Origin of the sequence: Paraburkholderia sp. BR13439 (genome assembly GCF_040948805.1) — a bacterium.
Lineage (GTDB): Bacteria > Pseudomonadota > Gammaproteobacteria > Burkholderiales > Burkholderiaceae > Paraburkholderia > Paraburkholderia youngii.
The window spans coordinates 1-15,775 of record NZ_JBFPKN010000052.1 but is presented as its reverse complement, the minus strand read 5'-3'; the positions used below and the strand labels follow the sequence as shown (position 1 = coordinate 15,775).

Here is a 15,775-nt window from a genome sequence, read left to right as displayed (position 1 = left end):
CCATAGCCACCGACACTGGAGCGGCTTAGCTCAAGGAATTTTTAGCAGGGCAGAAACGGCTCGTTTGCGGAGCCCTTATCCTGCTCACTGCGCCGTTTCCGCCCTGCTAAAAATCCTCTGGATTATCGCGGCTACGGCGCAACCGCCAGGCTACTGATTCCGGTAAACGCAGCAGCGGAGCACACACTGCACTGTGTTGTTCCGTCCGGCTTCTCGTGCAGCGCCTTCGACAGCAGTTCTGTTTCCGCTTCATCAGCGTGCGCGCGGCCGCCCCGGGCGTGCTGCGTGATGCAGGCTCGAACTCGCGGGAAAGCGGACCACTTCGCCAGCTGCGCGAGAACGGGATTCCAAAGCTTGATGCGGGTGCCCGAATGGACGGCTCCTACTCTTCAGCACCAATGACCGCATGTTTTCGCGGCGCTTTTGCCGGCGCGTTGACGAGAGATGCTTTCGCGCCTACGCTCGATTCCCTGACGACGAGTTCCGGCACCGCAAAGTATTGCACTGGCGGCTTCTCGTCTTCTGATGGTTCGCTCAGTCGGGCCAACAGTGTCTCGCTTGCGATGGTGCCGAGCTTGTCCGCACCTGCGAACAGAGTGGTCAAAGGCGGATTGGTGTGCTCAGCCGCGACGATGTTGTCACAACCCACGACCGCCAGAGCCTTACCCGCGCGCTTGCCCATTCTGTCGAGTTCGTGCAGCACGCCGATTGCGACCTGGTCGTTGTAGCAAACCACCGCCGTCGGCCGCGGCTTCATGTCGAAGATCGCACGGACCGCATCGCGCCCACCCTCCGGTGTCAAAGGGACATCGATGATCCAGTCGTCATTGACGGGCAGGGAGTGCCTCGCCATCGTGGACAGATACCCCTGTCTGCGCTGGTTGGCGACTGCGTAGCCCTTCCGGTTGCCGGCGAAAGCGATGCGCGTATGCCCTTGCCCGATCAGATGATCGGTAGCCAGCGCAAATCCGTAGCTGTTGTCGACACCGATCGTATCGACGTCGGGCCCCATGGGACGCATGACGAGCACGAGCGGAATTCCCCACGACTGGATCTCGGCAGGCAACTCATCTGTCGTTCCTAGCGCGGGAGACATGATCAGGCCGGCGACATTCTGCTCACGCATGGATCTCAGAACCCTCGTTTGCGTCTCGAGACTTTCGGCAGTGTGGGCCATCAGCGTCGTATATCCGGCCTGGGCCAGCACGCGCTCGATTGCCACCAGCAGTTCAACAAAAAACGGGTTGGTCAGATCATTGATCACCATGCCGATCGTCGTGCTGCGCTTGCCCCGCAGGTTGGCCGCCCCGCGGTTGTACACATAACCGAGCGCGCGAGCCGCCTCGCGCACCTTCTCCGCGGTCTCGGCCTTGATGAGCGGACTTTCTTGCAAAACTAGCGACACCGTCGATTTCGATACGCCAGCTACGGCGGCTATGTCCTGTATGGTCGGGCCTGATTTCATGTTGCTCTGCACAATTGGATCGTTCCAAAAAGTGTTTGACAGCGTGAAATGAGTCTACTACAGTTTATTGGAACGATCCAACGCAAGCGGATTGGAACGTTCCAATTAAGAGGAGGGTGCGATCTACACGCCACAGGGCGCTGATCGGCGCCAGCACCGAAGCAGGCGGGCACGTGACGGTGCCATCCCGTTTCGCCGAATAAAAGTTTGTGGAGACTGACTGTGCGTTCCAGCAAGGTTGTTTCATTGGCCCATGCGGCGAGCCTGATCGACGATGACGACACTGTCACCGTCAGTTCGTCGAGCGGTCTGGGTTGCCCCGACGCGATGCTTGCCGCCATCGGCGCACGCTTCGAGGCGCAAGGCCATCCGCGCAATCTGACGATGCTGCACCCGATCGCGGCCGGCGACATGTACGGCATCAAGGGCATCGACCACATCGCGAAGAAAGGGCTGATCCAGACGATCATCGCCGGCTCGTTTCCGAGCGGCCCGTCGAGCCTGCCGATGCCCGACATCTGGCATCTGATTACCGATAACGACATTCGTGCATACAACCTGCCGAGCGGCGTCCTGTTCGACATGCATCGTGAAGTTGCGGCGAAACGTCCAGGCGTGCTGACCAAGGTCGGACTCGACACCTACGTCGATCCCGACCGCCAGGGCGGCGCGATGAACGCACAGGCCGCCGAATATCCGATCGTCGAAAAAGTGACGTTCGCGGGTGACGAGTGGCTGCACTACAAGAACTTCGTGCCGCGCGTTGCAATCGTGCGCGCAACGACCGCCGATGAACGCGGCAACCTGTCGTTCGAACATGAAGGCGCTCTGCTTGGCGGTCGCGATCAGGCGCTGGCCGTGCGAAACAACGGCGGCATCGTGATCGCGCAAGTGAAGCGCGTCGTGAAGGCCGGTTCCCTGCACACGCAGCAGGTGCACATTCCGTGCAACCTCGTCGACTACGTGGTCGTCGATCCCGCGCAGAAACAGACCACGCAGATCGAATACGACCCGGAGATCAGCGGTGAAGTGAAGCTGCCCGATAGCGCGTTCGCGTTCGCTGAATGGCACGCCGACAAGGTCATCGCACGCCGGGCAGCGATGGAACTCGCACAGAACGACGCGGTGAATCTGGGCTTCGGCATCTCTGCAAACGTGCCGCGCGTTCTGCTCGAGGAGGGCTGCCGCGACGACGTCACGTGGGTCATCGAACAAGGCGCTGTCGGCGGCGTGCCGTTGCTCGGTTTCGCCTTTGGATGCTCCGGCAATGCCGACGCGATCATGCCTTCGCCTTCGCAGTTCGTGTACTTCCAGGGCGGCGGCTTCGATGTATCGCTGCTGTCGTTCCTGCAAGTGGACCGATTCGGCAACGTGAACGTGTCGAGGCTGCCGAGCAAGCCGTATCTCACTGCCGGATGCGGCGGCTTTATCGACATCACGACGCATGCGAAGCGCGTCGTCTTTTGCGGCTATTTCACGGCAGGCGCAAAGATCGAAGTGGGCGATGGTCGTCTGAAGATCGTGAAGGAGGGCAAGAAGAAGTTCATCGCCGATGTCGATCACGTGACCTTCAGCGGACGCATGGGACAAAAGCGCGATCAGCAAGCGCTGTATGTCACGGAACGGTGCGTGATTGAACTCGGCAACAACGGTCTCGAAGTGATCGAGATCGCGCCCGGCATCGATCTGCAAAAGGACGTGCTCGATCAGTGCGATATCGGACTCACCGTATCCCCCTCCCTGAAGACCATGGACGAGTCCATTTTCACTGACTCTCCCTTCGGTCTGAAGCTGAAGGAGGCGCGTCATGGCTGACCACGGATTGATCCAGATCGAGAAGACCAACGCCGTTGCCGTCGTCACGCTCAATCGCCCGGAGAAGCTCAATGCGCTGACACCGGAGATGCTCGATCAACTCGAAGCTGCGGCTGCGCAGCTCGAGTCGGATCCGAACGTGCGCGCTGTCGTGCTGACTGGCGCCGGTGAACGCGCGTTCTGCGTGGGCGCGGACATTAACCAATGGTCGGCACTCGCCCCACTCGACATGTGGCGAGTATGGGTCTCGCGCGGCCATCGCATCTTCGACCGCTGGGCTGGATTGCGTCTGCCTGTCGTCGCGGCGATCAACGGTCCCGCGTTCGGTGGCGGTCTCGAGTTGGCAGCAGTGGCCGATGTACGCGTCGCGGATCCGGTTGCCACGTTCGCGCTTCCCGAAGCGAGCATCGCAACCTGCCCGGGCTGGTCCGGCACGCAGCGGCTGGTTTCGCTGATGGGTCCGAGCCACGTGAAATCGCTCGCGCTGACCGCGAAGCGGATCGATGCGCAACGCGCGTACACGATCGGTTTGATCGACGAAATCTCCGCGCCGAAAGCGTCGGTCACTACAGCTGTCGCACTCGCTGAAAAGATCGCGACGCTTGCGCCCGTCTCCGTGCAACTGACGAAGCAACTGATCAACGCCGCCTCGGGATTCGGGGCTGGCGCAACGCTTGAAGCCATGGCGGGCGCGCTGTCCGCGACGACGCACGACGCCCGCGAAGGCCTGGCCAGTTTCCGTGAACGGCGCCCAGCGCAATACGAGGGTCAATGACATGACGTACGACACTGAAATTCCTGCTGCAACTGCGCTTCTGGCGAGCGAAAAAGCACCCGCGCACGAAGCTTTCAACGGCCGCATGTACATCGACGGAGCGTGGACCGAATCAGCGGGCCAGCAGCGCTTCGAGCGCCGTAGTCCCGCGCATGGCCACGTTGTCAGCTCGTTTCCCGAAGCGACGCCGGCGGACGTCGAGCGAGCGATCAAGGCCGCTGACGTTGCCTTCCGTCACGGTCCATGGCCGAAGCTCAAGGGCGCAGAACGTGCGCGGATTCTGCTCGCGATCGCTGACGGCATCAAGGCACGCGTCGACAGGATGTCGCTGCTCGAATCGCTCGAAACGGGCAAACCGCTTGCGCAGGCACGCGGCGAAGTCGCCGGCTGCATCGATCTCTGGCAATACGCAGCGAGTCTTGCCCGCACGACGAGTGGCGACGCATACGACACGCTTGGCGAAGACATGCTCGGCATCGTGCTGCGCCAGCCGATCGGCGTCGTCGGACTCATCACGCCGTGGAATTTTCCGCTCTGGATTCTTTCCCAGAAGCTGCCGTTCGCACTCGCGGCAGGCTGCACGTGCGTCGTCAAACCAAGTGAGCTCACGTCGAGCACGACCGTCATGTTGATGGAGATTCTCGAACAGGCCGGTGTCCCGAATGGCGTCGTCAACGTGGTGACGGGAAAAGGTCCGTCCGTCGGACAGCCGCTGGCGGAGCACGACGTTATCGACATGCTGTCGTTCACTGGTTCGACGCGTGTGGGTAGTCTGCTCGGCGGACTCGCGTCGAAGAAGCTGAAGAAGGTTGCGCTCGAACTCGGTGGCAAGAATCCGCAAATCGTCTTCCCCGATTGCGACTGGGACGCGATGATCGATGCCGTCGTGTTCGGGGTGTATTTCAACGCTGGCGAATGCTGTAACAGCGGAAGCCGCGTGCTCGTGCACGAATCGATCGCAGAGCGCTTCGCGCAGGCGGTAGTGGAGCGCGCGCGCCAGGTGCCGGTTGGCGACCCGCTGCACCCCGAATGCAAGATCGGCGCGATCGTCAGCGAGAACCAGCTGGTCGAGATTCTCGGCAACATCGAAAAGGGCGTCGCGGCAGGCGCTCGGCTGCGCCTGGGTGGCAAACGCTATGACGCGAATGGCCTGTATCTGGAGCCGACTGTCATCAGCGATGTCGCGCCCGACATGAGCATCGCGCGCGAAGAAATTTTCGGCCCTGTGCTCGCGATCATCCCTTTCTCAGACACGCAGAACGCGATCGATATCGCAAACGACACCGCCTACGGGCTCTCTGCCGCCGTCTGGAGCAACGACATCAACACCTGCCTGACTGTCGCCCGAGGCGTCGACGCGGGAACCGTTTGGGTCAACACCTTCCTCGACGGTTACCCGGAACTGCCGTTCGGTGGGTTCAAGTCGAGCGGTGTGGGACGCGAACTCGGCAAGCAGGCCGTCGAGGACTACACGGAGACGAAGACGGTGCAGCTTCACATCGGAGCGCGCAAGAACTGGTGGCTGCCGCGTCAACCCGCCTGATTACGAATCTACCCAGATCGCTCCACGGCATACCCGCCGTGAAGTCCACAAGAAAGCCCGTTAAGAGAGCCTCATCAAGGAGACGAAAATGTTCAAGAAGCGTATTGCTGCAATCGCAGTCGGCCTCGTTGCCTGCCACGTGCTGTCCGCTGCAGCAGCCGACACGAAGACTGTCGAAGTCATGCACTGGTGGACTTCCGGCGGCGAAGCGAAGGCACTCACCGTCCTCAAAGACGGCCTGAAAGCCAAGGGCTATGCATGGAAGGACAGTCCGATCGCGGGCGGTGGCGGAGAAGCCGCGCGCACGGTGCTGAAGGCTCGCGTCGCATCGGGCAATCCGCCGGATGCAATCCAGATGCTTGGCTTCACGATCCCCGAGTACGCGCAGGAGGATTATCTCCAGAACCTCGATGCAGTCGCATCGAAGGAAGGCTGGGACAAACTCGTGCCCGCGCCGATCCAGAAGTTCTCGAAAGTCGATGGTCACTGGGTCGCCACGCCTGTCGATGTGCACCGCACGAACTGGATCTGGGCCAACAAAAAGATCTTCGATCAATTGAAGCTGACGCCGCCGAAGACCTTCGATGAACTCGTCGCGGACGCGGACAAGATCCGCAAAGCTGGCTACGTTCCGCTCGCGCACGGCGGCCAGGCATGGCAGGAAGCGACGATCTTCGATAGCGCGGTGATGTCAGCCGGCGGCCCCAAGTTCTATCAGCAGGCGCTCGTCAAGCTCGACCCCGGCGCACTTGGCTCGAAGACGATGGAGAAGGCCTTCGACCAGATGCGTGCGTTGCGCGGCATGGTCGACCCGAACTTCCCCGGCCGTGACTGGAACCTTGCGACGTCGATGGTGATCACCGGCAAGGCAGCCATGCAGATCATGGGCGACTGGGCGAAGGGCGAGTTCGCATCGGCAGGCAAGCAGCCGAACGTCGACTATCTCTGCTTCAACTATCCCGGAACCGATGGCGCATTCATCTTCAACACCGATCAGTTTGCGGGCTTCAAGAAGGGCGACGCGAGTCTGCCGGGCGAGTACGCGTTCGCGTCGACGATCATGGACAAGGGCGTACAGGCGAAATTCAACCAGATCAAGGGCTCGATTCCCGCGCGGCTCGATGTGCCGGAGGACGGCTTCGACGATTGCGGCAAGAAGTCGATGAACGACATGCGCGCGGCGCTCAAGACCGACTCGATGGTCGGGAGCTTCGCGCACGGACACGCGATGCCCGACGGTCCGAAGAACGCCGTCTATGACGTCGTCACGCACTTCTTCAATTCGAATCAGTCGTCCGCGGATGCCGTCAAGGCACTCGTCGCGGCAGTGAAGAACTCGCAGTAAGCCAACTGGTCCTCATGCGGATGCGGCACTGTACGCCGTGCTCCGCGAGGCCCGTCATCTCCGACGGTAGGTGTTGCCATGCTATTGCACAATCGCGCCCATGCGGCGACCAGTCTTGAAGATCTGAACAACGGCTCGGGCGATAGTTCGACGCGAAAACGATCGACGTTGCGAAACCGCTTCGAAGCGGTTCTCCCCAAGATCGTGCTCAGCCCGACGCTGATCATCACGTCGATCTTCGTCTACGGCTTTATCGCCTGGACGACGGTGCTCTCGTTCACCCGGTCACGCGCGTTCGCCAACTTCCACTGGGCCGGTCTGCTTCAGTACGGCCGCGTGTGGGAGCACCCGCGCTGGCACGTGGCGATCGGCAACCTCGGCATCTACGCGTCGCTTTATGTCGTGCTGTGCATGGCGATCGGTCTCGGGCTCGCCATCCTGCTCGATCAACGGATTCGCGCGGAAGGAGGCCTGCGGGCGCTGTTCCTCTACCCGATGGCGCTTTCGTTCATCGTCACCGGCACCGCATGGAAATGGATTCTCAATCCGGGGCTGGGCCTGACCAAGCTGTTCCATGACTGGGGCTGGTCGAGCTTCCAGTTCGACTGGATCATCAACGACGACATGGCGATCTATACCGTCGTCATCGCCGCTGTCTGGCAGGCGTCGGGCTTCGTGATGGCGATGTTTCTGGCGGGGCTGCGCGGCATCGACCAGGAACAGGTCAAGGCAGCTTCGATCGACGGCGCCCGCATGCCTTCAATCTACCGGCGAATCATCATCCCGCAACTGCGGCCCGTGTTCGTATCGGCATTCGTGATTCTCGTGCACCTCGCCGTCAAGAGCTATGAGCTCGTGATCGCATTGACGGGCGCCGGCCCTGGCTACTCGACCGAACTGCCGTCCACATTCATGTATTCGTTCACCTTCACCCGTAACGAACTCGGCATGGGCGCGGCGAGCGCGGTGATGATGCTTTGCACGGTGGCGGCAATCATGGTGCCGTACCTCTATTCCGAAATGAGACCACGCCGTAAGAGCGGCGGCCATTGAACTCAACCGACAGCCCTTAGGAGACAACGATGGCTACCAGAACATGGGACTCACCCCAGATGGTGGTGGGCAAGCATAACTACCTGTCACGAATCGTCATTTACTCGCTACTGGCAATCGTAGCGGTGGTCTACCTCGTACCGCTGCTCGTGATGCTGCTGACGTCGTTCAAGCCGCTGCCCGAAGTCTATTCAGGCAATATCCTCGCGCTGCCGCACCAGTGGACGCTCGATGCATGGCAAAAAGCGTGGGGATCGGCGTGTGTGGGACTTGAATGCTCCGGCGTCAAAGGCTTCTTCTGGAATTCTTTCCGGATGGTCTTCTCAGCGGTTGCGATCTCCACGCTGCTCGGTGCACTGAACGGCTACGTGCTGACCAAATGGCGCTTCAAAGGCGACAACCTGCTTTTCGGACTGGTGCTGTTCGGATGCTTCATTCCGTTCCAGATCGTGCTGATTCCGATGGCGTCGTTCCTTGGCAAGGTGGGTCTCGCGCAATCGATCAGCGGGCTGGTGTTCGTGCACGTCGTCTATGGCCTCTGTTTCACTACTCTGTACTTCCGGAACTACTACATCGCGTTTCCCGATGAACTCGTGAAAGCCGCGATGATCGACGGTGCGCGCTTCTTCCGTATCTTCTTCCGCATCCTGCTTCCCAACTCGGTGCCGATCATCACGGTCACGGTGATCTGGCAATTCACGAACATCTGGAACGACTTCCTGTTCGGCGCTTCATTCACGACAGGCAGCTCCGCGCCCATCACCGTCGCACTGAACAACATCGTCAATACGTCGACAGGCGTCAAGGAATACAACGTCAACATGGCCACGGCCATGATCGCCGCACTGCCGACGCTGCTCGTCTATGTGATCGGTGGTCGCTACTTCGTACGCGGTCTGATGGCCGGCTCGGTCAAGGGGTAAATCATGTCTTCACTGCACGTATCCAATGTTCGCAAAGCCTACGGCTCCACTGAAATACTGAAGGAGATCAACATCGATGTCGAAGATGGCGATTTTCTGGTTCTGGTCGGGCCATCGGGCTGCGGGAAGTCGACGCTCCTTTCCCTGATCGCCGGACTCGACACGCTGTCGGGCGGCGAAATCCGCATCGGTAACGACAAGGTCAACGACCTGCATCCGAGCGAGCGCGATATCGCAATGGTGTTTCAGAGCTATGCGTTGTATCCGAACATGTCCGTCGGGCAGAACATCAGCTTCGGCCTGGAGATGCGCAAAGTATCGAAGCCCGACCGCGAGAAGGCAGTGAATGATGCCGCCCGTCTGCTGCAGATCGAGCATCTGCTCGATCGGCGTCCGGGCCAGCTATCAGGGGGGCAACGCCAGCGTGTCGCGATGGGCCGCGCGCTGGTGCGTCATCCGAAGATCTTCCTGTTCGATGAACCATTGTCGAACCTCGATGCAAAGCTGCGCGTCGATATGCGCACCGAGATCAAGAAGCTGCATCAGCGCCTGGGTGCGACCATCGTCTACGTGACGCATGACCAGATCGAAGCGATGACACTCGCCACGCGTATTGCCGTGATGAAGGGCGGTGTGCTGCAGCAGCTCGGCACGCCCGCCGAGGTCTACAACACGCCCGCCAACACGTTCGTCGCGACCTTCATGGGTTCACCCTCGATGAACCTGATTCCGGCGCGCATCGAGCGTATGAATGGCGCGCTGCATCTCAAAGTGGGCGAAGGCCATAAGGCCATCGATCTTGCGTTGCCGCCGCAACCTGCCGCTGTCGAGCGCTACATCGGCAAGAAGGTGATCGCGGGGTTGCGCCCCGAGGCAATCGGCGTGGAAAACGAGCGTGCAACGTCGGCGCTGCGTACCGTGCCCGTCACGATCAACGTGCTCGAACCGACGGGCCCCGACACGCTGGCGGTGCTCGACCTCGGCGGCATGGAAGTCTCCGCGCGGCTCGGCGCCGACATGCCGCACGCGTCCGGAGAACGATGCGAACTGCGCATCGACCTGTCGAAGCTCGTGCTGTTTGACACCGACACGGAAGTCCGGATTCACTGAGCGCCCAGCGCAACGATAGATGGTGCAACCATGAGCAAGATAGCTGGAAAGTTTCCAACCGCTTTGGTAACGGGCGCGCGACGCGGCATTGGCCGTTCGATCTGCGTCGCGCTCGCGCGGCGCGGCTTCGACGTTGTGCTGACCGATGTCGTGAACGACGAGGACGCGGCGACGACCTGCGCACTCGTGCGCGACGAAGGTCAGGACGCGCTGTTCATTCAGAGCGATCTCAGTGACATCGCTTCGCATGACAACGTCGTCGAGCAAGCCGTGCGCTTCAATGGAAGCATTGAATGCCTCGTCAACAACGCGGGCATCGGTTCGCCGAGCCGCGGCGATCTGCTCGACGTATCGCCGCAAGCATTCGATGCCGTGCTCGGCGTCAATCTGCGCGGCACGTTCTTCATGACGCAGGCCGTCGCCCGCCACATGGACTCGACGGCCTCCAGTTTTGCGCGGGCAATCGTCACGGTCTCCTCCGTTTCGGCCGAAATGGCATCGACCGAGCGTGCCGAATATTGCCTGTCGAAGTCGGCGCTGCCCATGATCACCCGACTTTTTGCCCTTCGACTCGCGAAAGCGAATATCGGCGTGTTCGAGGTGAGACCCGGCATCATCCGCACCCCGATGACGGCAGGTGTCGCGGAGAAATACGAGGCGCGATTCCGCGAGGGCCTGGTGCCCGCCGGACGCTGGGGTGAAAGCGACGAAGTGGGGCAGGTGGTCGCGACGCTCGCCGGCGGTCTGCTGCCGTTTGGAACAGGCAGCGTGGTCAACGTGGATGGTGGCCTGTCCATCCCAACATTCTGAGCCAGACGCCATGAAAGCGACGACATATGACTACGTGATCGTGGGCGGCGGCTCGGCTGGCTGTGTACTGGCCAATCGCCTGAGCGCCGATCCCTCAATCAAGGTTCTACTACTGGAAGCAGGCGGTTCCGATCGCCACCCGTTCTTCTCGATGCCCGCCGGCTTTGCAAAAATGACGCGCGGCATTGGTTCGTGGGGCTGGTTCACGGTGCCGCAAAAGCATCTGAACAATCGCGTGCTGCGCTTTACACAGGCGAAAGTGATTGGCGGCGGATCGTCGATCAATGCGCAGATCTACACGCGCGGCGTTCCCGCGGACTACGATGATTGGGAGCAGAAAGCGGGCGCGACAGGATGGTCTTATCGCGACGTGCTGCCTTACTTCAAAAAGTCCGAGAATAACCAGCGCTTCGCAAACGAATATCACAGCTATGGCGGCCCGCTCGGCGTATCGAACCCGATCAGCCCGTTGCCGATCTGCGAGGCGTTCTTTCAGGCGGGACAGGAACTTGGCATTCCCTTCAATCCGGACTTCAATGGTGCGACCCAGGAAGGTCTCGGCTACTATCAGCTAACGCAACTGGACGCGCGGCGGTCATCGACGGCGGCAGGCTTCATCCGTCCCGTGCTCGGGAGGCCGAATCTGACGGTCTGCATGCAGACGAGGACGCTGCGCGTGATCGTCGAAGGAACCCGCGCGACCGGCGTCGAATACGTGACTGGCGAGAGCCGCGATCCGCGGGTGGTGCGTGCGTCACGTGAAGTCATCGTGTCTTCGGGCGCGATCGGCTCACCGAAACTGTTGATGCAGTCGGGCATCGGTCCCGCCGATCATCTCCAGTCGGTTGGGATCAAGCCGATCCACGATCTTCGCGGCGTTGGCTCGAATCTGCAGGATCACCTCGACCTCTTCGTCATCGCGGAGTGCACGGGCGATCACACCTACGACAAGTACAACAAGCTGCACAACGCTGCGTGGGCCGCATTGCAATATCTGTTGCTGAAGAAGGGGCCGGTAGCGTCGAGTCTCTTTGAAACGGGCGGCTTCTGGTATGCCGATGACGACGCGCGCGACCGGTCTCCGGACATCCAGTTTCATCTCGGCCTTGGGTCCGGAATCGAAGCGGGCATGGCGAAGCTGAACAATGCTGGCGTCACGCTGAACACCGCGTATCTTCGTCCGCGCTCGCGCGGCACAGTCCGCCTTGCCAGCGCGGACCCCGCCGCCGCGCCGCTGCTCGATCCGAACTACTGGGCCGATCCATACGATCGCGACATGGCGATCAAGGGTCTACGAGTGGCGCGCGACATCCTTCGCGCCCCCGCGATGAAGCGCTATGTACAAAGCGAAGTTCTGCCAGGCGCGCGCGTGAACACCGATCAGGAGCTGTTCGAATACGCATGCGCGAATGCGAAGACCGATCACCATCCTGTCGGTACCTGCCGCATCGGACGATCCGATGACCCCGACAGCGTGGTCACGCAAGACCTGCGTCTTATTGGAATCGATGGCCTGAGGGTCGTCGATGCGTCTGTCATGCCGTATCTGCCCTCGTGCAACACAAATGCACCGACGATCATGGTCGCCGAAAAAGCCGCCGACATGATCATTCAACCCTCAACATCGAGAGGATCGTATGAAGATCAAACTGCCTACATCGGACGGAACAATCCTGGAGTGCGCGATGCGGCAGCAGGAAGACCAGCTTCCGCCGTCCACCGCGCCGACCTTTGACCGCATCGCTTATGCGGCGGCCCACGTTGTCGTCGACCCCGCTCATGCCTATGAGCCTTGGGGTGATGCGCCACGAGTCGACTGGGAAGCCACGCTTGAATTTCGCAGCTACCTGTATGGCCTGGGGTTCAAGGTGGCCGAAGCGATGGATACCGCGCAACGCGGCATGGGCATCGGCTGGCCAACAGCCGCGGAATTGATCCGCCGCAGTATCGCTCACGCGCGCAGCATCCCCGGCGCGGATCTGGCTTGCGGCGCCGGTACCGATCATCTCGATAGCGCGCGTGGCCATACGCTTGCAGACATTGTCGCGGGCTACAAGGAGCAGTTCGACGTGATCGAATCGGCAGGCGGCCGGCCGATCATGATGGCGAGCCGCGCGCTATGTGCGGCGGCGCGTTCCGCCGACGACTACAAGCACGTCTATGACGCGGTGATCTCCGCCTCACGCAACAAGGTCGTGTTGCATTGGCTCGGCGATGCGTTCGACGCTTCGCTCGCCGGGTACTGGGGCAGCCGCGACGTACCGACGGCGATGGCGACCGTGCTCGACATCATCCGTCTTCATCAGGACAAGATCGAAGGCATCAAGATTTCGCTGCTCAACGCGGAATACGAGCGGCAACTCAGGTCGCAGTTGCCCGAGGGTGTCGCGATGTTTACGGGCGACGACTACAACTACGGCGAACTCATCGCAGGCGACAGCACCGGTCATTCGCACGCGTTGCTCGGCATCTTCGATCCGATCGCGCCTGTCGCGTCGCGCGCGTTGTCGAAGCTCGCGGCTGGAGACACGAATGCATATCGTCAGCTGATCGATCCGACGGTTGCGCTGTCGCGCGAGTTGTTCCGTGCGCCCACGCAGTACTACAAGGCGGGCGTGGTGTTTCTCGCATGGCTCAACGGCCATCAGGATCATTTTTCGATGGCGGGCGGCATGGAGTCCGCGCGGTCCGTGCAACATTTTGCGGAGGTGTTTCGCAAGGCAGACGCGGCAGGCGTGTTGATCCGGCCGGAGCTGGCAGCCGAGCGTATGGCGCGCTTCCTGAGCGTGCGCGCAGGTGTGTCGCAGTGAGAGTGGTTGTTGAGCCGAGGAGACGGGAAATGGCACGACGCAATGGGACTACGCGAAACGAAACATTCGATGAGCAGGCGCGGCGCACGAAGCTGCCGGTCTTCAATGCGGAGGTCGCGCGCAGGCTGGGAGAGATAGTCGTCAACATCGCGGGACGCCGCAGCCTGCCGATCGCGGTGGGTGTCGCGCTGCCGGATCGACCGCTGTATTTCTGCGCGCTCGAAGGCAGCAATGCGGAGAACGTCGACTGGCTCCGGCGCAAGGAGAACACCGTCTTCCACTTCGAGCGCAGTTCGCTCGAGGTGGGCGTGATGCTGGAACGGGATGAACAACGCCTCGCGTCGCTCGGCCTGCCGGAGCAGCGCTACACGGCCTTTGGGGGCGGCGTGCCGCTACGCGTGGTGAACGACGGCATCGTCGGTGCGATGTGCGTGTCGGGACTCGATCACGTGGCCGATCACGAACTCGTGGTCGAGGCGCTGTGCTGGCACCTGGGCGTGCCGCACTTCAACGCGATCCTGTCGCATGCGGCGGAAGCGCCGCGACCGCACAAGAGCCATCCGTCCGAACGGCGCGCGGCCAGCGCCTGAACGACAACACAGGTCAACAAGCCAGAACGACACAGGAGACGTTTTCATGGAAGCGAACGCAATACACAGCGTGGCGCCACACACGCATACAGCCGAGAACGCAGGCACCGCCGATCTGGTCCGCGTGATTGCAGCGAGCACGGCCGGCAGCGCGATGGAGTGGTACGACTTCAGCATCTACGGGACCGCGTCCGCGCTGATCTTCGCCGATCTGTTCTTTCCTGGGCTCAGCAAGGCCGCGGGTCTACTCGCGATTTTCGGTGCCTACGCGGCGGGATTCTTTGCGCGACCTGTAGGCGGCCTGTTCTTCGGCTGGCTAGGCGACCGGCTCGGGCGCAAGGTCGTGCTGGTCGCGACCGTGCTGCTGATGGGCGGCTCGACGTTCTGCATTGGCTTGCTGCCAACCTATGCGAGTGCGGGCGTGTGGTCGACGGTGGGTCTCGTGGCGTTGCGGCTGTTGCAGGGTTTTGGCGCGGGTGCGGAGCAGGCGGGCGCTTCGCTGATCGTCTCCGAGTTCGCGCCGGCCGAACGACGCGGTTTCTATGCCGCGCTGCCGTTTGCGGGCTGCATCATCGGCATCCTGCTGGCTGGTGCGATGTTTACTTGGGTGCAACATCTGCCGAAGGACGTTTTCTACGCGTACGGCTGGCGCATTCCGTTTCTCTTCAGTGCGCTGGTCGTGATCGCGGGCATCGTGATCCGGATGCGCGTGAAGGAGAGTCCCGTGTTCGAGGAGATCCAGCGACAAGGGCATACCAGCAAACAACCTGTACGCGATCTGCTGACCGATTCGCGCCGCACGCTGCTCGTGGCCTTCGGGTTGCGCGTGGGCGAGAACGGTTCGTCGTACCTGTATCAGGTGTTTGCGCTCAGCTATCTGACGAAGGTGCTGCTCGTCGACAAGTCGGTCGGCACACTGGGTATCACCGTTGCGGCAGGTCTGGCCGTAGTGACGATCCCGCTGATGGGCTGGTTGTCCGATCGTTTTGGCCGCCGGATCATGTATCGGCTGGCAGCGCTCTTTACCTGCGCATGGGCGTTTCCGGCCTTCTGGCTGTTCAACACGAAAGATCCCGTGTGGATCATCGTCGGCATGAGCGTGGCGATCGGCGTTGGCGTGTTCGGCATGTACGGCATTCAGGGTGCGTATTTCCCTGAATTGTTCAGTGCGCGCTATCGCTATACCGGTGTCGCGGTCAGCAAGGAGTTCGCGGCGGTGGCCTCGGGGGGCGTCGCGCCTTTCATTGCGGCAGCGTTGATTGGCTGGTCGGGTGGCGCGTATTGGCCGATCGCAACGTATATCGTCGTGTTGGCGGGTGTGACTTTCCTGTCGACGTTCTTTGCGCCAGAGACGCGAGGTTGCGATCTCGCCGGATGAGCGGTCAATTGCCGTAGCGCCTGAATGACGCCTAGCAGGCTGTTGAAATACCTCCCGCACACGTCATCCAGGCGGGAGGGGTAAACGTTGAAACAAAGAATCGGACAACACTGAGACTGAAGCGATGCGCGGAGCGGACGGCTATACCGAGTCGATGT

At 61.3% G+C, this 15,775-nt stretch carries 13 protein-coding genes; 12 read left to right on the top strand and 1 reads right to left on the bottom strand.

The window, feature by feature from the left end:
* Positions 1–382: 382 nt before the first annotated feature.
* Entirely contained in the window at positions 383–1,465 is a 1,083-nt protein-coding gene (locus AB3X96_RS40740; protein ID WP_184225754.1) for a LacI family DNA-binding transcriptional regulator, read from the bottom strand.
* A 222-nt stretch (positions 1,466–1,687) separates the two neighbouring features.
* Here AB3X96_RS40740 and AB3X96_RS40735 point away from each other — a divergent pair, with 222 nt between their 5' ends.
* The 12 genes from AB3X96_RS40735 (at position 1,688) to AB3X96_RS40680 (ending at position 15,617) form a co-directional block, all read left to right on the top strand.
* Positions 1,688–3,280, top strand: coding sequence for an acyl CoA:acetate/3-ketoacid CoA transferase (locus AB3X96_RS40735; protein ID WP_368594188.1), 1,593 nt, complete (start codon positions 1,688–1,690; stop codon positions 3,278–3,280).
* Positions 3,273–4,055 (top strand): enoyl-CoA hydratase/isomerase family protein, encoded by a 783-nt coding sequence (locus AB3X96_RS40730; RefSeq protein ID WP_368594187.1) that lies wholly within the window; start codon positions 3,273–3,275, stop codon positions 4,053–4,055. The genes AB3X96_RS40735 and AB3X96_RS40730 overlap by 8 nt, the downstream gene beginning before the upstream one ends.
* Before the next feature lies 1 nt (position 4,056).
* Positions 4,057–5,598: an aldehyde dehydrogenase family protein gene (locus tag AB3X96_RS40725; RefSeq protein ID WP_368594186.1), complete on the top strand. Its 1,542-nt coding sequence runs from the start codon at positions 4,057–4,059 to the stop codon at positions 5,596–5,598.
* Between the two features lie 88 nt (positions 5,599–5,686).
* Positions 5,687–6,943 (top strand): ABC transporter substrate-binding protein, encoded by a 1,257-nt coding sequence (locus tag AB3X96_RS40720; protein WP_184225758.1) that lies wholly within the window; start codon positions 5,687–5,689, stop codon positions 6,941–6,943.
* Between the two features lie 78 nt (positions 6,944–7,021).
* Entirely contained in the window at positions 7,022–7,996 is a 975-nt protein-coding gene (locus AB3X96_RS40715) for a carbohydrate ABC transporter permease (protein ID WP_368594185.1), read from the top strand.
* Positions 7,997–8,055: 59 nt separating this feature from the next.
* Complete coding sequence (locus AB3X96_RS40710; RefSeq protein ID WP_368594189.1) at positions 8,056–8,919, top strand: carbohydrate ABC transporter permease; 864 nt, start codon at positions 8,056–8,058, stop codon at positions 8,917–8,919.
* 3 nt (positions 8,920–8,922) lie between these two features.
* Positions 8,923–10,029 carry an ABC transporter ATP-binding protein gene (locus AB3X96_RS40705; RefSeq protein ID WP_368594184.1) on the top strand — a complete coding sequence of 369 codons (1,107 nt, stop codon included), beginning with the start codon at positions 8,923–8,925 and terminating at the stop codon, positions 10,027–10,029.
* 30 nt (positions 10,030–10,059) lie between these two features.
* On the top strand, positions 10,060–10,839 hold the full coding sequence (locus tag AB3X96_RS40700; RefSeq protein ID WP_368594183.1) for a 3-ketoacyl-ACP reductase: 780 nt from the start codon (positions 10,060–10,062) through the stop codon (positions 10,837–10,839).
* 10 nt (positions 10,840–10,849) lie between these two features.
* The gene (locus tag AB3X96_RS40695; RefSeq protein WP_368594182.1) at positions 10,850–12,574 is read left to right on the top strand and encodes a GMC family oxidoreductase; all 1,725 of its coding nucleotides are present in this window, start codon (positions 10,850–10,852) and stop codon (positions 12,572–12,574) included.
* Positions 12,477–13,649, top strand: coding sequence for a dihydrodipicolinate synthase family protein (locus AB3X96_RS40690; protein WP_368594181.1), 1,173 nt, complete (start codon positions 12,477–12,479; stop codon positions 13,647–13,649). The genes AB3X96_RS40695 and AB3X96_RS40690 overlap by 98 nt, the downstream gene beginning before the upstream one ends.
* 29 nt (positions 13,650–13,678) lie before the next feature.
* Entirely contained in the window at positions 13,679–14,239 is a 561-nt protein-coding gene (locus AB3X96_RS40685) for a heme-binding protein (RefSeq protein WP_368594180.1), read from the top strand.
* 46 nt (positions 14,240–14,285) lie between these two features.
* The gene (locus AB3X96_RS40680; protein ID WP_184225765.1) at positions 14,286–15,617 is read left to right on the top strand and encodes an MFS transporter; all 1,332 of its coding nucleotides are present in this window, start codon (positions 14,286–14,288) and stop codon (positions 15,615–15,617) included.
* Positions 15,618–15,775: the final 158 nt, after the last annotated feature.